The sequence below is a fragment of the Pandoraea sp. SD6-2 genome, assembly GCF_000389825.1.
In the GTDB taxonomy this organism is placed as follows: domain Bacteria; phylum Pseudomonadota; class Gammaproteobacteria; order Burkholderiales; family Burkholderiaceae; genus Pandoraea; species Pandoraea communis.
Genome location: NZ_KB944429.1, coordinates 85,655 through 108,979, shown reverse-complemented (window position 1 = coordinate 108,979; position 23,325 = coordinate 85,655). Strand labels below are relative to the sequence as shown.

General features: G+C 61.5%; 19 protein-coding genes, 1 tRNA gene and 2 pseudogenes. 7 read left to right on the top strand and 15 right to left on the bottom strand.

Translation table 11 applies throughout. The features are described 5' to 3' along the window. Positions 1–34: 34 nt before the first annotated feature. The 3 genes from C266_RS07110 to trxB all read right to left on the bottom strand — a co-directional run bounded on the left by C266_RS07110 (position 35) and on the right by trxB (position 2,497). A complete protein-coding gene (locus tag C266_RS07110; RefSeq protein ID WP_036661994.1) occupies positions 35–655 on the bottom strand; it encodes a trimeric intracellular cation channel family protein in 621 nt (206 codons plus the stop codon). A 109-nt stretch (positions 656–764) separates the two neighbouring features. Next, complete coding sequence (locus tag C266_RS07105) at positions 765–1,442, bottom strand: Smr/MutS family protein (RefSeq protein ID WP_010805429.1); 678 nt, start codon at positions 1,440–1,442, stop codon at positions 765–767. 98 nt (positions 1,443–1,540) lie between these two features. After that, positions 1,541–2,497, bottom strand: a complete 957-nt coding sequence (gene trxB / locus C266_RS07100) for a thioredoxin-disulfide reductase (RefSeq protein WP_010805428.1) — start codon at positions 2,495–2,497, stop codon at positions 1,541–1,543. Positions 2,498–2,892: 395 nt separating this feature from the next. Between trxB and C266_RS07095 the strand changes: the two genes are divergently transcribed. The 7 genes and pseudogenes from C266_RS07095 to C266_RS07065 all read left to right on the top strand — a co-directional run bounded on the left by C266_RS07095 (position 2,893) and on the right by C266_RS07065 (position 10,580). After that, entirely contained in the window at positions 2,893–5,214 is a 2,322-nt protein-coding gene (locus C266_RS07095) for a DNA translocase FtsK (RefSeq protein ID WP_036661918.1), read from the top strand. Between the two features lie 5 nt (positions 5,215–5,219). Further along, positions 5,220–5,870: an outer membrane lipoprotein chaperone LolA gene (gene lolA / locus C266_RS07090; protein WP_010805426.1), complete on the top strand. Its 651-nt coding sequence runs from the start codon at positions 5,220–5,222 to the stop codon at positions 5,868–5,870. 123 nt (positions 5,871–5,993) lie between these two features. After that, a complete protein-coding gene (locus tag C266_RS07085) occupies positions 5,994–7,400 on the top strand; it encodes a replication-associated recombination protein A (protein WP_144265740.1) in 1,407 nt (468 codons plus the stop codon). A gap of 164 nt (positions 7,401–7,564) precedes the next feature. Beyond that, positions 7,565–8,869 (top strand): serine--tRNA ligase, encoded by a 1,305-nt coding sequence (gene serS / locus C266_RS07080; RefSeq protein ID WP_010805424.1) that lies wholly within the window; start codon positions 7,565–7,567, stop codon positions 8,867–8,869. Positions 8,870–8,971: 102 nt separating this feature from the next. Then, positions 8,972–9,062: transfer RNA gene (locus C266_RS07075), tRNA-Ser, on the top strand. A gap of 212 nt (positions 9,063–9,274) precedes the next feature. Beyond that, positions 9,275–9,541, top strand: a pseudogene (locus tag C266_RS27305) (transposase); the annotation flags it as partial. A gap of 274 nt (positions 9,542–9,815) precedes the next feature. Continuing rightward, positions 9,816–10,580 (top strand): GntR family transcriptional regulator, encoded by a 765-nt coding sequence (locus C266_RS07065; RefSeq protein WP_036661915.1) that lies wholly within the window; start codon positions 9,816–9,818, stop codon positions 10,578–10,580. Positions 10,581–10,604: 24 nt separating this feature from the next. Here the strand turns inward: C266_RS07065 and C266_RS07060 are convergent, their stop codons facing one another. The 12 genes and pseudogenes from C266_RS07060 to C266_RS26705 form a co-directional block, all read right to left on the bottom strand. Next, the gene (locus tag C266_RS07060) at positions 10,605–11,402 is read right to left on the bottom strand and encodes an ABC transporter permease (RefSeq protein ID WP_010805421.1); all 798 of its coding nucleotides are present in this window, start codon (positions 11,400–11,402) and stop codon (positions 10,605–10,607) included. Next, positions 11,399–12,238: an ABC transporter ATP-binding protein gene (locus C266_RS07055; protein ID WP_010805420.1), complete on the bottom strand. Its 840-nt coding sequence runs from the start codon at positions 12,236–12,238 to the stop codon at positions 11,399–11,401. The genes C266_RS07060 and C266_RS07055 overlap by 4 nt, the downstream gene beginning before the upstream one ends. Then, a complete protein-coding gene (locus tag C266_RS07050) occupies positions 12,235–13,302 on the bottom strand; it encodes an ABC transporter substrate-binding protein (protein WP_210400001.1) in 1,068 nt (355 codons plus the stop codon). The genes C266_RS07055 and C266_RS07050 overlap by 4 nt, the downstream gene beginning before the upstream one ends. 117 nt (positions 13,303–13,419) lie before the next feature. Further along, on the bottom strand, positions 13,420–14,913 hold the full coding sequence (locus C266_RS07045; RefSeq protein WP_081636200.1) for an amidase: 1,494 nt from the start codon (positions 14,911–14,913) through the stop codon (positions 13,420–13,422). 121 nt (positions 14,914–15,034) lie between these two features. Further along, on the bottom strand, positions 15,035–16,474 hold the full coding sequence (locus tag C266_RS07040; RefSeq protein WP_010805417.1) for an allophanate hydrolase: 1,440 nt from the start codon (positions 16,472–16,474) through the stop codon (positions 15,035–15,037). A 69-nt stretch (positions 16,475–16,543) separates the two neighbouring features. Beyond that, positions 16,544–17,542, bottom strand: coding sequence for a HEAT repeat domain-containing protein (locus tag C266_RS07035; RefSeq protein WP_010805416.1), 999 nt, complete (start codon positions 17,540–17,542; stop codon positions 16,544–16,546). After that, positions 17,539–18,420: an ABC transporter ATP-binding protein gene (locus C266_RS07030; protein WP_036661913.1), complete on the bottom strand. Its 882-nt coding sequence runs from the start codon at positions 18,418–18,420 to the stop codon at positions 17,539–17,541. Before C266_RS07030 ends, C266_RS07035 begins: the two co-directional genes overlap by 4 nt. Next, on the bottom strand, positions 18,417–19,241 hold the full coding sequence (locus tag C266_RS07025) for an ABC transporter permease (protein WP_010805414.1): 825 nt from the start codon (positions 19,239–19,241) through the stop codon (positions 18,417–18,419). The genes C266_RS07030 and C266_RS07025 overlap by 4 nt, the downstream gene beginning before the upstream one ends. Before the next feature lie 11 nt (positions 19,242–19,252). Next, entirely contained in the window at positions 19,253–20,671 is a 1,419-nt protein-coding gene (locus C266_RS07020) for an ABC transporter substrate-binding protein (RefSeq protein WP_010805413.1), read from the bottom strand. Positions 20,672–20,766: 95 nt separating this feature from the next. Then, complete coding sequence (locus C266_RS07015; RefSeq protein WP_010805412.1) at positions 20,767–21,012, bottom strand: ferredoxin family protein; 246 nt, start codon at positions 21,010–21,012, stop codon at positions 20,767–20,769. 23 nt (positions 21,013–21,035) lie between these two features. Next, positions 21,036–22,772: a fumarate reductase/succinate dehydrogenase flavoprotein subunit gene (locus C266_RS07010; protein ID WP_010805411.1), complete on the bottom strand. Its 1,737-nt coding sequence runs from the start codon at positions 22,770–22,772 to the stop codon at positions 21,036–21,038. A gap of 187 nt (positions 22,773–22,959) precedes the next feature. Then, a pseudogene (locus tag C266_RS26705) lies at positions 22,960–23,106 on the bottom strand (integrase core domain-containing protein); the annotation flags it as partial. Positions 23,107–23,325 lie beyond the last annotated feature (219 nt).

Genomic DNA, 23,325 nt, shown 5'->3' with positions numbered 1-23,325 from the left:
CAAGCGGCGTCGCCCTTCGGCGTTTACCGGGGCGTCAGGTTTTGAGCCGGACGTCGAACGCGACGGTGATCAGGCGTACGAAAATGACGGATAACGCGCTGATCGACAATGTATAGACGGGATCGAGGTCGGCGTAGGTGAGCGCGATGTAGATCCACCCCCCGATGAAGGCGCACACCGCATAGGGACGCGTGTCTCGCAACACCAACGGCACCTCATTGCAGAGGATGTCGCGCATCACGCCGCCGCCCACGCCGGTGATTACGCCCATCATCACGGACATGAACGCCGACATCTCGGTTTGCAACGCCAGCGATGTACCCGACGCGCTGAAGAACCCCAAACCGATCGCATCCGTAATGAGCAACACGCGCTCGGTGGCCACGCGCGAGACGAGCCGCAGCACGCCGGACGTCGATAGCGAGAGCACGAGAATGATGACCGTGTACCACTGGTGCTGCACCCAATAGAACGGGCGATGGTCGAGCAGCACATCACGCAGCGTGCCGCCGCCGAAGGCGGTTGCGAAGGCCAGCACGAACGCGCCGACCGGGTCGAGGTGTTGCTTGCGGGCTTCGGCGAAACCGGAGATGGCGCACGACAATACGGCGATGGCCTCCATGACGGCCAGTATCGTATGCAGTTGGGCGCTCATCTCGTGAATCATCGGCGAATCCTGTCAGTGAAACGTCGTGATCTGTGGCGAAATTGGCGATGTGAGGGTGCGCTCGTCGACGCGATGGCGCCCCTGATGCAGGTGTCGATTATCCGCGCGGCGCTCTCGTTTGCGCCGCTTGGAGCAATACTACCAGCGCGCCACCCCCGCCGTCGCGCCCTTGTGCCTGGGCCCATGCCAGCACTTCGTTCTTCTGTGCCAGCCAGCCCCGCACCTTGTCCTTGAGCACGGGTTCGCGATTCACCGAGCCAAGACCCTTGCCATGAATCACCCGCACGCAGCGCAGGCCGCGCTTCACGGCGTCGTGCAAGAAGGCGGAGAGCGCTTCGCGGGCTTCGTCGCGGCGCATGCCGTGCAGGTCGATCTGCGCCTGAACCACCCATTCGCCGCGTTGCAGCTTGAGCACGGCGTCGTGACTGATGCCGGGGCGGCGATAGGACAGGCGATCGTCGGTGTCGAGCAACGCCTCGGGGTCGAATTCGTCGGAGAGCGATTCGAAGAGTACGGCGGCTTCGTCTTCCTGCGTTTGACGTGCGACAGGCTCGGGGGGCTGGCGCGGATGCTCGACGCGATTGACCGCGCTCTTGCTGGATAGCGGGGCGATGTCGCCGATGCTGTCGCGGAATACGTTCGCATCGCGCTTGGCTTGCGCGGCGCGTTTGGCGGCGGCCGCGCGTTCGGCTTCGCGCGCAGCGGTTTCCTTGGCGAGCGAATCTCGCAGGCTGGCGAGATCGCCGAGGCTGAGTTTGGGGGGCTTCTTGCTCATGGTCGTGCGAACAAGGACGGTGGAGGGGCAGACGACAGCGGCGCCCTGGCTGTATGAAAGCTCACACAGCGAGGGCGCCGCGGCAGGGGGCTCAGCGATTACTGATCGAGATTTTCGAGGTAACGCTGAGCATCGAGCGCGGCCATGCAGCCCGTGCCGGCGCTGGTAATGGCCTGACGGTAGACATGATCCTGCACGTCGCCCGCAGCGAACACGCCCGGCACGCTGGTGGCGGTGGCGTTGCCGTTCAGGCCGCTGTGCGTGACGATGTAGCCGTTCTTCATTTCGAGCTGACCGTCGAAGATATCGGTGTTCGGCTTGTGGCCGATGGCGATGAACACGCCATGCAACGCGATGTCTTCGTGCGCGCCGCTCTTCACATTCTTGATGCGCACGCCGGTTACGCCCGAGTTGTCGCCGGTCACTTCGTCGAGCACGCTGTCGTACTTGAGTTCGACTACGCCTTGCTTGGCCTTCTCCAACAGACGGTCGATCAGGATCGGCTCGGCGCGGAACTTGTCGCGACGGTGGATCACCGTGACCTTGCTGGCGATGTTGGCGAGGTACAGCGCTTCTTCGACGGCAGTGTTACCGCCGCCGACCACGCAGACTTCCTTGCCCTTGTAGAAGAAGCCATCGCAGGTGGCGCAGGCGGACACGCCGCGCCCGGAGAACGCTTCTTCGGTCGGCAGGCCGAGGTACTGGGCCGAGGCGCCGGTGGCAATGATCAGGGCGTCGGCCGTGTATTCGCCGGAGTCGCCGATCAGGCGCAGCGGGCGCTCGTTCAGACGCACCGTATGAATATGATCGAAGACGATCTCGGTATTGAAGTGCTCGGCGTGGGCTTGCATACGGGCCATCAACTCGGGGCCTTGCACGCCGGTGGGGTCGCCAGGCCAGTTCTCGACGTCCGTGGTGGTCATCAACTGACCGCCTTGGGCGATGCCCGTGATCAGCACGGGCTTGAGGTTGGCGCGCGCGGCATAGACGGCGGCGCTATAGCCGGCGGGGCCGGAACCGAGAATCAGGACTTTGGCATGCTTGGCAACGGACATGGACGGACTCACCGGAAAGGGGATGGGGGCTGGCGCCGGGGCCCGCACCGCGAGAACGCAGCAGGGGGCGCATGGCGCAAACCGACATTATAAGGGGCCGACGTCGTTTCGTTGATCGAGCCTCGCAATCGGCGCGATAGTCTGTGGGCCGTGCGGCCCTGCCGGGCAGGCCGCTGACAGCGACGCCGGGACGTCTCCTAAATCCGGAGGCGCACGCGCCGGATGCAAGGTGGGCATGCTGGCCGCGCAGCGTCGCCAAACGTGCCTGAGCGAGGCGGGGAGGCCCGGCGTTACTGCTTGTCACCTTTTCGTGCATTGAGCAATGTAATAGTTGTTTACAATGGAGCCTTGCTGCGCGGCAGGCCGCCCGCCTGCCCGCCCAACCGTATGGCTTGATGACGACGAAATCTTCCTACTCTGCAGGTGCCGGATCGTCGTTGCCCAACCGGGTGACGCACCTTTTCCATGAAATCCGCTGGATGGCGCAGGTTGCGCTGATGGTGTTCCTGTTGATGGCGTTGTTCTCCTACAGCCGTCTGGACCCCAGCTGGACACATGCGGCGCACGTGGAGCGCATCGCCAACTGGGCGGGGCGTGTCGGCGCGTGGGTTGCCGATATGTTGCTGCTCATGCTCGGCGTGTCCGCCTACTGGCTGGTGGTCTTCATCGGCCGGCGCGTGATTTCGGGTTACCGCCGGATCTCGGCCAGGCGTGAAGCGCCCCCGCTGCGCGAACGGCTCGCGAGCGGCGGATGGGTGGAGATCGTCTCGTCCCTGATGGTGCTGCTCTCGAGCGCCGGCATCGAATCCCTGCGTCTTTACCGCTTCAAAACCCAATTGCCGCGTGCTTCGGGCGGCGTGATCGGCGAGACCGTCGGCGGTTTCTTCCAGCACGCGCTCGGCTTTACGGGCGGCACGTTGGCGTTGTTGCTCATCTTTGCCTTCGGGCTGTCGCTGCTGTTCCATTTCTCGTGGCTGTCCGCCGCCGAAAAGCTTGGCACATTGATTCTGGATACCGGCACCGTGATCCGCCGCCGCCGTGAGGCGCGTCAGGACCGCCGGCTGGGCGAGGAGGCGGCCATCGCGCGCGAAGGTGCGGTAGTGCAGAACCGCGTGCGCACGGAGGTTCACGAGCCGGTGCAGATCGTGCCGCCGGTCAAGGTGGTGCCCAAGAGCGAGCGTGTGGAGAAGGAAAAGCAGGCGCCGCTCTTTGCCGATCTGCCGGATTCCATCCTTCCGCCGCTGGCGCTGCTCGATCCTGCGCCGGCGGTAGTGGAGACGGTCTCGGGCGAAACGCTCGAGTTCACGTCGCGCCTCATCGAAAAGAAGCTCAAGGACTTCGGCGTCGAAGTGAATGTCGTGGCCGCCTATCCGGGGCCGGTCATTACCCGTTATGAAATCGAACCGGCGACGGGCGTGAAGGGTAGCCAGATCGTCAATCTGGCGAAGGATCTGGCGCGGTCGCTCTCGCTCGTGTCGATCCGTGTGGTCGAGACCATTCCCGGCAAGAATTTCATGGGGCTGGAGCTACCGAATCCGCGCCGTCAGACCGTGCGCCTGACGGAGATTCTGGGCTCTGAGATCTACAACGACTCGTCGTCGTTGCTGACGTTGGCGCTGGGTAAGGACATTGGCGGCAAGCCGGTCGTGGCCGATCTGGCGAAGATGCCCCACTTGCTGGTGGCCGGTACGACCGGCTCCGGTAAGTCGGTCGGGATCAACGCGATGATCCTGTCGTTGCTCTACAAGGCGACGGCCGAGCAGGTCCGGCTGATCCTGATCGATCCGAAGATGCTCGAAATGAGCATGTACGAAGGCATCCAGCATCTGCTGTGCCCGGTGGTGACGGACATGCGTCAGGCGGGCCATGCGCTGAACTGGGTGGTGGCCGAGATGGAGCGCCGCTACAAGCTGATGAGCAAGCTCGGTGTGCGTAATCTCGCCGGCTACAACAACAAGATCGACGACGCCGCGAAGCGCGAAGAGCACATCCCGAATCCGTTCTCGCTGACGCCCGAGGAACCGGAGCCGTTGCAGCGTCTGCCGTACATCGTGGTGGTGATCGACGAGTTGGCCGACCTGATGATGGTGGTCGGCAAGAAGGTTGAAGAGTTGATCGCCCGTATTGCGCAGAAGGCGCGCGCGGCGGGCATTCACCTGATTCTGGCGACGCAGCGCCCGTCGGTCGACGTCATCACCGGGCTTATCAAGGCGAACGTGCCGACGCGTGTGGCGTTCCAGGTGTCGTCGAAGATCGATTCGCGCACCATTCTCGACCAGCAAGGTGCCGAAACGCTGCTGGGCATGGGCGACATGCTTTATATGCCGCCGGGCACCGGGTTGCCGCTGCGTGTTCACGGGGCGTTCGTGGCCGATGACGAAGTGCATCGCGTGGTCGAGCGGCTCAGAGAGCAGGGCGAGGCGAATTATGTCGAAGGGATTCTGGACGGTGTGACTGAAGGTGAAGACGGTGGCGTCGACGGTGCGGCCGGTGGAACTGGCGAGGGCGGCGCAGAGTCCGATCCTCTGTACGATCAGGCGGTGGCTGTGGTGCTCAAGCAGCGCCGCGCGTCGATCTCGCTTGTGCAGCGGCATTTGCGCATCGGCTACAACCGGGCGGCGCGCCTGCTTGAGCAGATGGAACAATCCGGCGTAGTGTCGGCGATGGCGAGCAACGGTAACCGGGAAATTCTGGTGCCGAATCGCGAAGGAGAATAAGGAACATGCTGGGATTCAAGCGCGGCTTGCCGCTTATCGCGGGTGCCGTCGGCGTGACGCTGGCGGCGCTGGCCGCACCTGCTTACGCAAGTGGCACGGCGCAGCTCAAGGCTTTCGCGGCGCAGGTGAAGTCGGCGCGCGGCGAGTTTGAGCAGAAGCAGGTCAAGGGGCAGCAGGACGGCGGGATGAAGGTGACGAACTCGGCATCGGGCACGTTCGAGTTTTCGCGTCCAGGCCGCTTTATCTGGCGCTACGTCAAGCCTTACGACCAGTTGCTGCAGGCGGATGGCGAGACGCTGTATATCTACGACAAGGACCTGAATCAGGTGACTGAGCGCAAGCTGGGCACCTCGCTGGGCGCGAGTCCGGCGGCGATCCTGTTCGGCAGCAACGATATCGAGAAGAATTTCACGCTCAAGGATGCCGGGGTGAAGAACGGTATCGACTGGGTGGAGTTGAAGCCGAAGTCGCAGGACACACAGTTCCAACGCGTGGGCATCGGCTTTCGCGATGGCAATCTGGCGGCGATGGAGTTGTACGACGCGTTCGGCAATGTCACATTGCTGACGTTCGACAAGATCCAGAAGAATCCGCCCATGCCGGCGGACCATTTCAAGTTCACGATGCCCAAGGGGGCAGACCTGATCAAGGGTTGAGCGCGACTTGTCCCCGTTGCTGCGCATGTGCGTTGCGGACGAGCCGGCCGTCGGGCTGGCATAATGGGGACATCTGATTATCCGAATGCGGCCGGGGATTCCCCGGCCGCGCTGCTTGAGAACATGCCAGACGACGCCCCTCTGTCGGCTTCGGTGCCTTTAGCCGAGCGCCTGCGCCCCCATACCATCGATGACGTGATTGGCCAGCGCCACTTGCTGGGCAAGGGGAAACCTTTGCGCGTGGCGTTTGAGGCGGGACGTCCGCACTCGATGATCCTGTGGGGGCCGCCGGGGGTGGGCAAGACGACGCTGGCGCGCCTGATGGCGGATGCATTCAAGGCGTACTTCATCTCCCTGTCGGCGGTGCTCTCGGGCGTGAAGGATATTCGCGATGCCGTCGAGGCTGCGCAGATTCAGCGAGCGCAGGGCAAGCAGACGCTCGTGTTCGTCGACGAGGTGCATCGTTTCAACAAGGCACAGCAGGATGCATTTCTGCCGCACGTCGAGTCGGGGCTTTTCATTTTCGTGGGGGCGACGACGGAAAATCCGTCGTTCGAGGTGAACGGCGCATTGCTTTCGCGCGCGGCTGTCTACGTGCTCAAGAGCCTGAACGACGAAGAACTCGGCGAGATGATCACGCGCGCGTCGCGCGAGCTGGGCGATATTGCATTCACCGACGAGGCGCGACAGGGCCTCATCGACTCGGCCGATGGCGACGGGCGTAAGTTGCTCAATAACGTGGAGATCGTCGCGCAGGCGGCCATGTCGCAAGATCTCGACACGATTGACGGCGCGTTGCTTGCCAGTGTGCTTGCCGAGAACCTGCGTCGTTTCGACAAGGGGGGCGATGCGTTCTACGACCAGATCAGTGCGCTTCACAAGTCGGTACGCGGCAGTTCGCCGGACGGTGCGCTTTATTGGTTCTGTCGCATGCTCGACGGCGGTGCCGATCCGCGATATCTCGCGCGCCGGATTGTCCGGATGGCGTGGGAGGATATCGGCCTGGCCGACCCGCGTGCGGCGCGCATCGCACTTGATGCGGCGGAGACGTACGAGCGGCTGGGCACCCCGGAAGGCGAACTTGCACTGGCGCAGGCCATTCTGTATCTCGCGGCGGCGCCCAAGTCGAACGCGGGTTACAACGCTTACAACCAGGCGCGCGCGTTTATTGGCAAGGACAAGTCTAGGGCGGTGCCGATTCATCTGCGCAATGCGCCGACCAAGCTGATGAAGGAACTCGGCTACGGGCACGCGTATCGCTATGCGCATGACGAGCCCGATGCTTACGCGGCGGGCGAGACGTATTTCCCCGACGATATGCGGGCCCAGAGCTGGTATCGTCCTGTGCCGCGCGGCCTGGAAGGCAAGATTGGGGAAAAGCTGAACTGGCTGAAGTCGCTCGATGCCGAGTGGCGGCGCGCGAATGCGAAGGGGCGTAAGTCCGATGCGCTGGCGAAGCCGTCCGGGGGCGGCGCGACGTCCTCCGGGGAGAATCCGCCGGCTGAGCCTTCCGACGACGAGACTGCCTGAGCGCGGACGTTGCCGACATCACAAACGCGTCAAATGGCGAAATCGCGGTGCGCGTTTGGTAAAATCCACGGTTTGATGCTGTATCCGGCGCCATGAGGGCGCGGGGCGGCCAGAACGAATTCCATGGTCCACGACAATGGGCCACTAACGATAGACATCCCACCATGCTCGACATTCAACTTCTTCGCAAGGATCTCGATGGCGTTGCGGCGCGACTCAAGGCGCGCGGCTACACGCTGGATGTAGCGACGTTTGCTGCACTCGAGGCGGAGCGCAAGCAGATCCAGACGCAAACCGAGGAGCTTCAGGCACGCCGCAATGCGCTCTCGAAGCAGGTCGGCATGAAGAAGGGCAAGGGGGAGGACGCCTCTGCCGAGATCGCCGAGGTTGGCGGCATTGCTGACTCGCTCAAGGCGTCGGAGGTGCGACTGGAGGAGGTGCAGGCGCGCCTGTCGGATCTGTTGCTGGGTGTGCCGAATTTGCCGCATGAGAGTGTGCCGGTCGGTTCGGACGAAACGCAGAACGTGGAAGTGCGCCGTTGGGGCACGCCGCGTGAATTCGACTTCGCGGTGCGTGACCACGTTGATCTCGGTGCGGCGTTGGGGTTGGACTTCGATGCAGCCACGAAGCTCGCGGGGGCGCGTTTCTCGGTGATGAAGGGTGGCATTGCACGACTGCATCGTGCGTTGGCGCAGTTCATGATCGACACGCACACGTCGGAGCATGGCTATACGGAAATGTACGTGCCGTATATCGTGAATGCGGCGTCGATGCGGGGTACGGGCCAGCTTCCGAAGTTCGAGGACGATTTGTTCAAGGTGCCGCGCAAGGTGGGCGGTGAAGAGGGCGAGCGCATCGAGAACTTCTATCTGATCCCGACGGCCGAGGTGTCGCTCACGAACATCGTGCGTGACGAGTTGCTGGCGGCTGACGCGGTGCCGATGCACATGGTGGCGCATACGCCGTGCTTCCGTTCGGAGGCGGGCAGCTATGGCAAGGACACGCGCGGCATGATTCGTCAGCATCAGTTCGATAAGGTCGAGTTGGTGCATGTGGTACGTCCGGAGGAGTCGTACGCCACGCTGGAGATGTTGGTGGGGCATGCGGAAGCGATTCTGCAGAAGCTGAATCTGCCGTACCGCACGATTGTGCTGTGCACGGGGGACATGGGCTTCGGGAGTGCGAAGACGTATGACATGGAAGTGTGGATTCCGGCGCAGAACACGTATCGCGAGATTTCGTCGTGTTCGAACATGGAGAACTTCCAGGCGCGCCGGATGCAGGCACGTTTCCGTAATGCGCAGGGCAAGCCGGAACTGGTGCACACGCTCAACGGCTCGGGACTGGCCGTGGGGCGCACCCTTGTTGCGGTGCTGGAAAATTATCAGAACGCCGATGGTTCGGTGACGATTCCTGACGTGCTGCGTCCGTACATGGGCGGCATCGAGTGCCTCAAACCTGCTGCGTAAAAAATCTGGAAAAAGGGGTTGGCAGCGGAAGAAATTCGGCTATAATCTCTTTCTCGCTGCTTGAGGCCACTCAGGCAGCGAACCAAAGCAGAAAGAACGCTTGGAGAGGTGGCAGAGTGGTCGAATGCGCCGGACTCGAAATCCGGTATACGGTTATACCGTATCGTGGGTTCGAATCCCACCCTCTCCGCCAAGCATCTAGCTTTGCAAAGAAGTGCCCGCTAACGTAGCGGGCATTTTTTTCGTCTGTACGCTTCGAATATTAGACATTCGTCTAATATTTTCGGGCCTGTCATTAATTTCGTGTTTGAGGCATAACATGTCGCCAAGGAGTGACTATGCCTCGCAAACCGAAAACCCCACCGGCGGAGCTGCCGACGATCCCCGCCGAGCTGCTTGAGCAGCGGCACGGACGTCTCGACCGAGTTCATCAGCTCGGTCACCGATGAGGTGATGAGTGAAGTCCCCGCCTAGCAGTCCCGGCCACTCGAACCGATGTATCCGGTCGTGTTCTTCGACGCGCTGCGTGTGAAGATTCGCGAGGATGCTGTTGTACGCAACAAGGCGGTATATCTGGCGCAGGGCATTCTGCCCGACGGTACGCGCGACATTCTTGGACTGAGGATTGAAAACGCCGAAGGCGCCAAGTTTTTGATGGCAGCCTGGCGTAATACATCACGGCTGATTGGGGCCGCGCAGCCAAGGACTGGAAGACAGCAATGAACCAATTCGCAATCCTTTACGCGGATCGATTCGTTCGACCGTCCCCGTGACGCTCAACCCGCCTCGAATACGGAAATTCTGACCCTCCCTTGACTACTGGGTAGGGAGAAAGCACGACGATGGCGGACGGGAGATTCGCCGAACGTCGCTATAATAGGGCGCATCGCATTGCTCGATCAGGGCTGGCAGATCGCCAGTCCCCTTTCCATCGGTCTGCTCATTGATGCCCACTCGTCGCCTCAAACTCGCGCACGGCTCTCCTGTTCCCCTCTACATCCAAATCAAGGACATGCTGCGCACAGGCGTTCTTGACGGCACATACGCACCTCACAGCCGGATGCCCTCGGAGAGCGAGTTGCAGGCGATGTTCGACGTCAGCCGCATTACCATCCGTCAGGCACTCGGTGATCTGCAAAAGGAAGGCCTGATATTCAAGGTACACGGCAAGGGGGCGTTCGTATCCCAACCAAAAGCCTTCCAGAACGTCACGTCACTCCAGGGGTTCGCCGAGGCCATGTCGCGTCTGGGACACGAGATCGTCAATCGTGTCGTGCACTTTCGCTTCGTACCGGCGCCATCGGAGGTCGCCGAGCGCCTCGGTCTCGCAGAACATTCGACGGTCACTGAGATCCGCCGGGTACGTTTTCTCAACCGAGCCCCCGTTTCCTACGAAATCACTTATCTGCCCGAATCGCTCGGCCGGCAACTCCAGCGCGCCGATCTGGTCACCCGAGACATCTTTCTGATCCTCGAGAACGATTGTGCGGTGCCGCTTGGCGCCGCCGACCTGAGCATCGATGCCGTTGCGGCCGATGCGCCCATCGCGCAAGCGTTGGACATCCAGGACGGCGCTCCATTGCTCCGGATTGTGCGGCTCACACACGATAAGGAAGCACGCCCGATCGATTTCGAATACCTGTTCTTCCGGGGCGACACCTTCCAGTACCGTTTGCGCGTTGACCGAGAACTTCCGTCCGCACGGAAGTGATAGCGTTACTTCATTTTCGCGTCGTCATTTCGCGCGCCTCTGCTCGCCGTACCAAGGGAGTAAGCGCCGAACTCCCAAATCGAACAGGTGATCGGCGGCGAACCCCATTATTCCAAGCAACGTCAGTCCGACGAACATGTTGTCGACGCGAAATATCTGTTGCGACATCTGGATGAGATACCCAATACCGTAATTGGCTCCCGTCAACTCGGCTGCGACAAGCACCACTAGCGAGAGAGAAAGACTCACTCGCACGCCGGCGATGATGAACGGCAACGCCGCCGGCAGGATAAGAAAGATCAGCATTCGCCAGTGCGATGCGCCGAGACTGGCAGCCGCTCGCTCGAGCAGCGGATTGGCGTTGCTCACGCCGAGATAAGTGTTGACCCAGATCGGGAAGAACACGCCCCAAGCTATGAGAAAGACCTTCGAGCCTTCGCCGATACCGAACCAGAAGATAGCTAGGGGCACGAACGCAAGCGATGGGATTGCACGCAGCATTTGCACGAGCGGATTGATAAGGGCATTGAACCAAGGCGTACGGGCCATTGCCACGCCGAGCACAACGCCCGCGCTGCCGCCGATCAGAAATCCGACGCCGGCGCGCCACAGACTGTCCAGCACGTGACGTTGCAGTTCGCCGGTGCCCGCCAGTTGCCACATTGCACGTAAAACCGCCGACGGTGCCGGCACCATCACTGGGTCTACCAGGGCGCTATCGCTAACCCATTCCCAGATGCCGAAAAACAGGATCAGCCCAAGCGCTCCGAGCCATGTGTCGCGAACGCGCGCGCGGCGCACCGAAACGGGGATACGGCTCATTCCGACACCTCGGCTCCGATGGCACGCGAAAGTCGCTCATAGAGTGAGTTGAAGCGCGCAGACGTGCGACGGCGTGGGTGTTCGAAATCCGCTAACGAGATATCGTCCACGATGCGCCCGGGGTGGGGCGACATCACGATGACGCGAGATGCTAGGTAGACGGCCTCGGCAATGTTATGCGTGACGAAGACGACTGTCTTACGTGTGTTCCGGTGGATCTCAAGCAATTGCACCTGAAGGTCGCGACGCGTCATGGCGTCGAGTGCGGCAAAGGGTTCGTCCATCAGGAGGATGCTAGGGTCGGTCGCGAGCGCCCGGGCAATCGCCGCGCGTTGCTTCATGCCGCCGGACAATTCGAATGGATAGCGGCGTGCTGCCTCGTTCAGCCCAACGGCGGCCAGATGCTTCTCGACCCGCGTCTGGCGCTCCGCTGCTCGAACCCCGGCCATCCTTAGCCCAAACGCAACATTGCCGGCAAGCGTAAGCCAGGGGAACAACGAATACTCCTGGAAAACGACGCCACGCTCTGGCGACGGACCCCTCACTGGCAAGCCTGCCACACGCAGATATCCCTGGGTAGGGCGAACGAAACCGGCGATCATGTTGAGCAACGTCGTCTTTCCGCAACCGCTGGGGCCGAGCAGGCAGAGGAATTCGCCAGCCTCGATGCGCAGATCGACATTGGCCAACGCCATGCTGATCGTCCCGTCGCGTGCCTCATATTGGTGTCCCAGGCCAACGCATTCGATCAGGGCCGTTGCCCGCGCCTCATCTGGCGCGAACGACGCGACCTCCGCGAACGCGGCACTTACATGTACGGGTACACTGGCATTCATCGAATGCTGTCCAGAATGCCGGTCACCACGACCTGATTGAAGTCGGGAATACGGGCGCCGGGCCGTACCAGCTTATTGTCGATTGCCCAACGCGCCTGACTCTCGAGCTCACGCACAACGGAGGCCTTGTCGATCCCTAGGCCGAGATTGAGCTTCGGCCAGTACCGGGCGGCCAGCGCGGGATCGAAGTTCACGCGTTGCGCGACGAGAGCGGACGCGCGCGAGGGATCCGCCGCATTAGCCGCGTCAGCAGCACGAACCGCGAGTAGCGCCCGTCGCAGCAGATCCGGGTGTTTGTCGATGGTCGACTGCAACGTGATGACCGCCGAGATGGCGTGATACAGGCCCGGTGCCGCAATCGTATGGAACTTGCCCCGGCCCTGTGTCACCGCCTGGGATATTGCCGGCTCGGTCCAGACGAATGCATCGAGCGACCCGTTCACCAGACTGCTGACGAAATCCCCCGGGGAGAGGCTGACAGCCGTGATGTCAGACCACTTCAGACCCTGCTTTTCGAGCAATTTCGAAAGGTAATAATGGGCATTGGTGCCCTGTGAATAACCGATGCGCTTACCTTTGATATCGGCGGCCGTCCTGATCGACTGATTCGCGACCAACTCGAACGGCTCGTAGGGGGCTCCGTTGCCGTTGTTCGTGGTGGCGACGATCCGCACTGGCACACCGTTGAGCGCAGCGAATACGACAGGCGTTTCCGCGGCGGTGCCAATTAGCACGCGATCGCCAGCAACGGCGTCGAGCACGAGGCGGCCGCTTGCAAAAGTGATTGAGTTCGGAGACAGCCCTTCCTTTTGCCAAAGCTTGTCGGCGTCCGCCACGAAGAATTGAGCCCAGCCAAGCGAAAGCCCTTCGCCAATGGTCACGGCCGGTGCCGCTGCCGAGGGTGTATCTACCGTTGCAAGAATGGAAAAGGCCGCCGCGGCCGCTATGCCGGGTAATCCTGCAAGTCGCATGCGCCGGCGAGGGCGCAAGCCACGATCCGGGCCAGGCAGCGTGCGGGAAAGCAAACGGGGCAGCGGGAAATTCAGGAACGCAGAGCGGCGCATGTGGGTAAGGTCCGAGAGCATCGTCAGAGGTGACCGGGAGCGCTATGAGGCGCGTCGAATCGAAAGCCTTGTTCGGCAATGGGGAGGCGGTGAAGCGGCATGGCGTACGACCTCAGGTCAGACGTCCCGAATTCTTGAAAGCACAGGGAACGGAGAAATCCGTTCGAAAGCGCGAGCCGCGCGCAACACGAGATCGTCACGATGCCGAGGGCCAACAATCTGCAACCCAATTGGCAAGCCATGTGCACTCAGCCCGATTGGCACGGAGGCAGCAGGTTGTTGGGACAGATTGAACGGATATGTGAACGGTGAAATGGCCGCGCCTGTGGCATACCCCTCGGCGGCAGGGTCTGCTACCGGCGCTACCGTGGTGGTGGTCGGTGTAATCAACAGATCCCATTCGTTGCCGACAAACGCCGTGAGACGCTGCGCCAGATGCTCGCGCGTCTGCACGGCAGCAAGATATTGCACCGCTGTGATGCCCATACCACGCTCCGCCGCAGCTCTGAAGCCCGTTTCGGCCAGCGCGTGCCGCTCGGCAGGAATCGACTCGAACAGACGCGCCACGCCAGCGTCAACCAGAACGCGAAGGAACGTCAGCGGGTCGCCGATATCGGGGTCGGCGCGTTGCACTCTCGCCCCAAGCGTCTGAAACAAGGCCGCAGCCTTATCGACGCGGTCGGCAACCTCGGGATCCACGCGAGCGAAGCCCAACGTCGGACTGAACGCAATGCGTAGCCCTTGTATGCCGTCGTCCAGACCAATCAACCAATCGCGCTCGACGTAAGGCGGTGCGTACCAGTCACGTGCGTCTGGACGCGCAATGACGCGCAGCAGACGTGCGGCATCGGCCACCGTGCGCGTCATCGGAGCTATGTGGAACAGCGTACCGGTGTGCGCTGCGGGGTATCCGGGGGCGCGCCCGAAACTGGGCTTGAAGCCGAATACACCCGAGTGCGCTGCGGGTAACCGGGTCGATCCGCCGCCGTCGGTCGCAACATGCAGCGGACCGTAGCCGATCGCGGCTGCGGCTGCCGCACCGCCGCTACTCCCGCCCGGAGTGTGATCCAAATGCCAAGGGTTACGCGTGATGCCTGTAAGAGGACTGTCCGCGAGGGCCTTCCAGCCATACTCCGCCGTCGTGGTTTTGCCAAGAATTACCGCCCCCGCTTCATGCAGCCGCGCAGCCGCAGGCGAGTCTTCGTTCCAGTCCTGATCTGGATCAACCAGGCGACTTCCGCGCAGCGTCGGCCATCCCCTGACGAGAAGCAGATCCTTGATAGTGACTGGCACACCATCGACGCCATGCGCTCCGCCAATCGCATGCCCGTCACGCCACCGCGTCTCAGACGCGCGCGCCGCCGCCAGGGCTTGCTCGCCGTCAAGCCACGCGAAAGCGTTGATGAGTGGTTCGTTAGCTTCGATATGAGCGAGGACGTCGGTGACGACATCCACTGGCGAGAATGCGCCGCTCGCGTATCCCGCAACCATCTGCGCTGCCGTAAGCAGGGCAAGCCGGCCGTGTGCATCGGTAGACGGGGCTGATGGCACCGATGCGCCTGACTCGGCAGCGTGAGGGGGGGCTGCGGACGTTGTCGCGAATGAACTCATGCAAGGCTCCGGATGATGGAAAGCGAGTGATCTGCCATGTCATAACAAGTTAATGGCATTGTCGCGTCTGACTCGATGTCATCCAACCAATCAATCGCGATTTGAATATCGGCGGCGAAGATTACCGATCTGTCACAGCATGGTGGCCGGTGATGTACTGTGGCAGCCCGTTCGCCGTTGCACCCAGACGCGTCGAAGTCCGTGCATGTAGCAGATTGGCCAGCGAAGCCAGTCGGCGGTCGGACAGAGCGGGGCCGATCAGACTTAGCCCGAAAGGCAGCCCATCGTCGCGCATGCCTGAAGGCACGCTAATGGCGCACAACCGGAGCGGATTTGCGAAGTAGGTATAACGCCCCATACGCGCATTCGCAACGATCGGGTCGGCAGCGACGGCCTCACAGGTTGGTAGCGTGCCGCATGTCGGCACGACCAGCAGTGGCAGCGTCGCGAAGGTCGCGTCGACGGCGGCGCGATACTCGCGCAAACGATATATCGCATCGAACACATCGGCAGCGGAGTAACGCGAAGCTGAGCACAATGCGTCGAGTACCATCGGATGAATCTGCTCCGGATGCTGCGCTGCGCATTGGCCGTAAGCAATGCCACGCTCGGCGACCAACGCGCTGTTGAAAACGAGATCGCCCGCAGCCAGATACGGCGAAAAGTCGACGCCAACAGGCTCGCCGCCCGCAGCAATGAGGGTATCCAGGGCGCGTGCGTATTGACGCTCCGCATGTCTGTCACCAAAGAACTCAAGTTGATTGTCGGCCACAACCCCGAAGCGGAAGCGATCGGGAAGGGCTTGCGCCGGAGCCAGCACAGCTTCGCGACTCGAGAACGGGTCGCGAAGGTCGTGGCCAACCAGAATATCGAACACAGCATAGGCATCGTCCACCGTCAACGCGAATACAGGGGCCACGTCAAACGTACGATTGCAATAGACAAACCCGGCCATACCGATCAGCCCCGGCGTCGGCTTTAATCCGACAATGTTGTTACAGGCTGCCGGCACTCGCCCCGAACCGCCGGTATCCGAGCCGATCGAAAACGCGACATGCCCTTTTGCCACGGCCACCGCTGAGCCAGAACTCGAGCCGCCAGGAATATGGGCGCGACTAAAAGCATTGCGGCAATGGCCGGTGAGGTTACGCGTGCCGACCAGTCCTGTCGCGAACTGATCCATATTCTGCTTGCCGATGAACAGCGCACCGGCCGCGTCGAGCCGTTCGATGACCGTGGCGCTCTGCTCGGGAACATAGGCGAACGCGTCACAGCCCGCAGTGGTTGGCACGCCAGCTACGTCGATATTGTCCTTGATGCCGTAGGGCACGCCGAAAAGCGGAAGTCTTTCGCCCGCGGCCCGCCGCTCGATGAGCTTACGTGCGCGCGCATAGGCTGTCTCTCGCGGCACGACGTGCAGCCAGATGAAGGGGTCATCGTCGGCGGCAATCCGCCGATAGACTTCGTCAACGACTTGTAGGGGGGTGACGTCATCGCGCGAATAGGCAAGCCGAAGCGAGGCGAAGTCGAGACTGAGCGAAGGCAGGTTAGGGCGTGGCATGGAAACAGATGCGATAGTCGCCTGTAAGGCGAGGACGTTGGCGACGAAGTCACTGGCGGGCGGTATGCCTCACGAGCGAGTGCCGTGATGGGTGCCGATCTGGGCGATGGCAATACGTGCGGCCTTACGCACTTCCGGATCGCCGTCGTTTAGCGCGACGTCAAGCACGCCGAGGGCACTGCGGTCTCCGATTTCGCCAAGCGCCAGTGCGGCCTCCTTGCGCACGTTGCTCACGGGATAGGCAAGCAGCGCGCAAAGCGGGTGCGTACTGTCCGATTGTTGCAGGCGCCCAAGCGCGCGGGCCGCTTGCAACGCGACTTGCCAATACGAGTCATCGAGTGCGGCCTCCAACGAAGCACGCGCGTTGGTCAGGCGCAGCTTGCCCAATGTGGACGCGGCTTCCTCGCGAACCTGCCATTCGTTGTCACGAAGCGCTACTGTCAATGTCGGCAGCACGTGCTCGCCGGTCGTAAAACCCAGTGCCCCGGTCGCGGCCCGTCGCACATCGGGAGAGTCGTCGCTGCGTGCCAGTGCAGCAATCTCGTCTATCGCCGGTGCGTGGCGCAGCCAGCCGAGGACACCCACCGCTTCGCGGCGAACCAGTGCGGAGGTGTCGGCCAACGCCGTGCGCGCAGGCTCGGCGGATTGGGGCAGACGCAGCTCGCGCAACGCACGCAGCAAGGCCGCGCGCCCAAATGCATCCGCGTCAGCTAGGTGAGCCAGCAGGCGCAATCCCACTTCGGCAACTTTGAGCGCCGAAAGACTTTCGGCGGCAGCGTCACGTGTGCCGACGTCGCTGTCGCGAAGCGCGGCGCACAAGGCATCGACCGCCTCCGGCGTCTCCCAGGCGCTGAGGCGTTCCGCAGCGGTGCGCCGCACGTCGGCATCCACATCGCCTTGCAGCACCGCTACGAGCAACGGGAGATAGACCTCGTCTTCGAGGTCAGCGGCATCGATAACTGCCAGGCGCCGAACCACGGCGTCCGAGGCCAGGAATCGTTCGCGCAGGCCTTCGTCGTCCCGGGTGTCGAACAGCACAGCGTCTTTGGGGGGAAGGGCAAACGTCATAATGCGGAACCTGCGGAAGTGGGGATTCTGATATCGCCCAGCGGGTTGAGCCGGGCAACGGGATGAATCGGTGCGTTGTGGCGCAACAGTGTCAGGCAGTGCTTTTTCAAGGCGACGAACGCGGGCTCGGTCACAAGGTCATGCGCTTCGTCGCGCTCGCGCGGACGGGCGAACGGCACACGAATGTCTTCGATGATTGTGCCCGGCCCGGCACTCATCACAAGAATTCGGTCGGCGAGAAACAGTGCCTCGTCGATGTCGTGCGTCACGAACACGACACTCTGACGATGCTCGCTCCAGACATCGAGCAGCAGCGCCTGCATCATGCCTCGTGTTTGCGCGTCGAGCGCACCGAATGGTTCGTCCATAAGCAGGATGCGCGGACGATTGATCATGGCACGAGCAATTTCCGCACGCTGCTGCATGCCGCCAGACAATTGTGCGGGATACCGGTCGGCAACCCCGGCCAGACCGACGCGTTCGAGCAGCAAGCGGGCACGACGGTGGCGCTCGCGCTTGCTCACACCTTTCATCTTCAGGCCGAATGCAACGTTATCGAGTGTTGTGCGCCACGGCAGTAGTGTGTGGTGCTGAAACACAATGCCCCGATCCGGATGCGGCCCGTCGATATGCTCGCCGTCGAGCGTCGCCCGGCCGGCACTGGGTGCAATATGGCCGGCAAGCACTCCGAGCAAAGTCGATTTGCCGCAACCCGATGGACCGATAATGCAGACAAATTCGCCCGGCTCGATGACGACATCGACCGTGCGTACTGCGTCGATGCGCTGCTCGCCCCGACCGAGTGTGATGCCCAACTGCTCCAGCATGACTCGCCCCGTGTTGGTCGCCGGGGCGGCGACAGGTTCGCGAGCACTCATTGCCGGCCCCCAATGGCGGCGAGCCACGGCGTCAGGCGACGCCCGGTCATTCGCACGAGGCCGCTGCAGCCCATGCCCAGCGCACCAATGAGCAACATGCCCACGACAATGTCGGGATACCGCTGCACGGTATAGGACTCCCACGCGTAATATCCGATGCCGAACTGGCCTGAGATCATTTCGGCCGTGACGAGGCAGAACCACGACGTTCCCATCCCGATGGTCATTCCGGTCACGATACCCGGCGCGGCGCCGGGCAGAATCACTTCGCGCAGGATCGCACCCGGACCGGCGCCGAGACTGCGTGCTGATGCCACTAGCCGTGGATCGACACTCTCCGCGCCGTGTATCGTGCCAAGCAAAATCGGAAAGAAAGCGCCGATGTATGTGATGAAGATCATCGAGAGTTCGGACGATGGGAACATCAGGATCGCCAGTGGAATCCACGAGACCGCTGGGATCGGACGCAGCACTTCAAGCGGCGTGAGCAGGCCAAACCGTGCCCATTGCGAGCGCCCGATCGCCAGACCGATCAACACGCCACTCGCCACCGCACTCAGGTAACCGCTCGCTACCCGTCTTATGCTACTTGTGAGGTGACTCACGAGCTTGGGCGATTGCAGCAGATCCCAGCCCGCAGTGAGCGTCTGAGCAGGCGTGGGCAAGTTTTCGAATGAAATCAGGCCAAGATTAAGTCGATGCGTCGATGCGATGTGCCATAGCAGCACACATAGCGCGAGCGACGCCCATTGCAGTCCCGATCGGACGCCTCGTGCTTGCAGGGGCGTGGCCCGCCCGCCGCTTGTGCTTACCGTCGCCATCGTCGTCGACCTCAGCGAGTCGCCAGCGCAGCGGGTTGGAGGGCGTTGGCAAAGTCGAAGACCTTGGCGCCATGTGCCTGTGCCCACGTCTGTGCACGCTGCTTGAGCAGAAACGCGCTCAGCCGGCCATCGGGTTCGCGGGCGAACCAGGCCTGATTGCCGAGGAGCTTGATGCCCGTTTCGCGATCCTGAGCATAGAAGACACGGATCTCCTTGCCTTGCTCGCGCAGCTTCACGAGTTCGCTAAGCGCCTCTTCGGGGGCGGCATAGCTGCGCAGCGTCGGCTCGCCTCGCACCCAGATCTGGGCTACGCGCTCGAACTTGACGATCGGCTTGCCCGTGATCGCGTCATTGGCCTTGAGCGGCGTTTGCGCGTAGTTCTTCAGTGCTGCATCGTAGTCGAGCTTGTCGGCTTTGAACGCCGCGCGAAGATAGCGATCATCGATGAAATGGGCGACGTCAAGATCACCATCGGTGCGCCCCAGGAGCTTAAGCGTATCAAACGAGGTCTGCAGGGCCTTGCGGTATTCGGGCTTCCAGGTGAGATCGCGTGTTTGCAGACCTAGCGGGCCATGGAAAAGATAGTCGACCTCCGGTTCGATGCCTGTAACCTTGGCAATCAGTTCACTGTACTTCTCTGGCTCCGCAGCGATGAGGCGATTCGCCTCGATCACGGCTCGCAGATAGGCAACGACGATCTCGGGATACTTCTGCGCATATGCTGTCTCGACCAGCGTTCCGTGGAACGTGGCCGAACCGCCTTGTGAACCGTCGTAGATCTTGCGCGCAAAACCGCGATAAGGGAACAATTCGGCGAAAGGCACGAAATCGGCATGCGCATCGATCTTGCGACTTTGCAACGCCGGGCCAGCGACCTCAGGTGCCTGGGTAATGATATTGACGTCGCGATCGGGACTCCATCCTTGTGCGGCGACAGCACGCAGCAACATCCCGTGTGCGGTAGAAGCGAAGGGCACCGAGATCGTCTTGCCCTTAAGGTCAGCAATGGACTGCACTACGGAGTCTGCCGGCACCACAATCCCGTTACCACTGCCTTGCACGCTACCCGAAAGCACGTTGATGAAAATGCTCCCACGGCCGGCTTTCTGGTTGGCGACACCGTTTAGCACACCGGGAAAATCGGCCATGGATCCGAAATCGAGCTTGCCTGCGATCATTTCGTTGGTGATCGGCGCTCCGCTAGTGAAGTTCTTCCACTGGATGTCGTAGACCGCATCCTTATACCTGCCGTCATGTGGCAAGTACCTGTCGAGCAACTTCAGTTCCCGGATCAAGGCGCCGCCGGTTGCAGTATTTATCGTGGTGTCCTGCGTGCCAATGGCGATACGAATGGTCTCGGCGTAAGCGCTGCCGGAGAGCAGAGCGGTGATGGCGGTCAAAGCTGCGGCGAAGCGAAACGTGCGTTTCATGACGCTTTCCTCGGTCTGGGTTGTGTGGGGGAGAACGCAAACAAATGGGGGGCGAAAGGTGCGCAGCCGTATGGCAGCCAGGCCGAAGCTATTCATCATCGCAACAAATATGGAATGGCGACGTGCACTGCGCCGGTCGGGCAATCCTTCTCACACGGCATGCAGTACCAGCATTCGTCGAATTTCATAAAGGCTTTGCCGGTCTCGGGATCGATGGCGAGTAGGTCCATCGGACAAACGTCGATGCAAACGGTGCAGCCCTTGTCGGCGATGCATTTGTCTTCATCGATCGTGACAGGGGCGCTTGTGCGCAGATGCGCCTCGCGGGGAACCAATGCCATTGTGTTATCTCTCTTAATTTTTCTTAGGCAGCTTCGGGTTGTTCGGTGCGGGCCACGCGCAGACGTGAGTACGCGCCGCGCTCGCTCTCGTCGATCGGCACGACATAGGGCTCGACGGGCTTGGTAAATGACGTCATCTCACCATGGGCATCTTTCTTGAGATGCGTATGGCAGAACCAATCGGCATCGTTGCGCTCGGGAAAATCGATGCGATGGTGATATAGCCCCCAGCGACTTTCCTTACGGAATAACGAGGCGCGTGCGGCCATTTCGGCGCAATCGCGGATCGCCATTACCTCGACCGCACGCATCAGTTCGTGTGGGCTGGTCGCTCGCAATTGAGACAGATCCTCGCGAATCTCTTCGAAGCGTTGCAGACCGATTTCCATGCGCCGCGTGACTTTGGGCGGTTGCAGATAGTCGTTGACGAAGCGTCGCAACTTGTACTCGACCTGCGACGGCGGCAGGCCGTGTGAGCGGTTGAGCGGAGCGAAGACCCGTGCGCGTTCCGCCTCGACCTGCGCCGCATTGATGTCCGCCAGTCTGGCGGCCTGAGAGTATTGCGCGGCACTCTCGCCGGCGAACCATCCGTAAGTGAATGCGCCAAGCATGTAGTTGTGAGGGACAGCCGCCATGTCACCGGCCGAGTACAGACCGCGCACGGACGTCGCTGCGTGGTCGTCGACCCAGACACCAGAGGCGCTGTGGCCGCTGCAAAAGCCGATTTCGGAGATGTGCATCTCGATCATGCGCGTACGATAATCGTTGCCGCGGCGCTCGTGGAAACGCCCACGGCTCGGTCGCTCGTTGGTGTGCAGAATGGTCTCGATGGTTTGGATCGTTTCTTCCGCGAGGTGGTCGAGCTTCAGGAAGACAGGGCCGTTGCCGCTCTGGAGTTCCTGATAGAACTCCCACATCATCTGGCCGCTCCAGTAATCACATTCGATGAAACGCTCGCCCTGCCCGTTAGCGGTGTACCCGCCAAGTGGTCCCGTGACGTACGCACAGGCCGGGCCGTTGTAATCCTTGATGAGCGGATTGATCTGAAAGCACTCCAGGTTCGCAAGCTCCGCACCGGCGTGATACGCCATCGCGTAGCCATCGCCGGCGTTTGTGGGATTCTCGTAGGTGCCCATCAGATAACCCGAGGAGGGCAGACCGAGTCGGCCAGCCGCTCCGCAGCACAGGATCACGGCCTTGGCGCGAATTACGTAAAAGTCAGCCGTGCGGCAGTCGAAACCCATGACGCCGGCGATCTCACCCGACGGCCCCGTCAACAAGCGGGTGGCGACAACACGGTTGGTGATCGACACGCGGGCACGTTTGAGCTGACGATAGAGAACCTTCTTCACATCGTGCCCTTCGGGCATCGGCAATACGTAAGCGCCCATGTGATGGACTTTACGTACGGCATAGTCACCGGTTTCGTCCTTTTCGAATTTCACCCCCCAACGATCCAACTCCTCGATTGTTCTGAAGCTGTGCTTCGCGTATGCATAAACCGTCGCCTGGTTGACGATGCCGTCGTTGGCAACGGTGATCTCCTTGGTGTATTGCTCCGGTGTGGCATGCCCCGGAATGACGGCATTGTTCAAACCGTCCATGCCCATGGAAATCGCACCGCTGCGCTTGACGTGCGCCTTGTCAAGCAATAACACGCGCAGATTCGGGTCGCGCTGCTTTGCCTTCACTGCGGCCATCGGGCCGGCAGTGCCACCGCCGATCACGACGATGTCGTATTCGAGTTCGTGAGTTTGCATGGATCTCTGGGGCGTGGCGGCACCGTGATTGTCGGTAAGCTCACCAACTTGTTATAACAAGTAAGGACTAGATTGTAGGAAACAGGACTGCGCGAGGGAATGAATTGTTTTCGATTTGCTTGTGCGGGAAGGAGATAAGTGGGCGGTGGGGGTGACTGGATTTGCTCCTGTCCCTCCAGACACAATCTCACACCAAGGTTGATGAATCGGTCCTGCGCCGGAACTCGCGTGGTGAGCGATACATCAGCGCGCTATGAGGATGCTTCTCGTTGTAATGCTCGAACGCGATGGTCAGGTCGCTTGCGGCAGTCGCCGCATCCGGCTTCGGCATGAAGGTGGGGGCATTACCCTGGAACTTGCCGCTCACCCGCCTGGGACTCGGAATTGGAGAAGCAGGCGGTACACCAGCATCGCAAGTTATGATCTCCTATGTACCTGCCAGAAGAACACACCACTGAGCTTGCAGCCCGGTCCTGCGGTCTCAATATCGGCGTTTTTCTGGCGTTCTTCGCCGTTCCTTACTCAAAGCATAAGAAAAGCCGCCGCCATGATT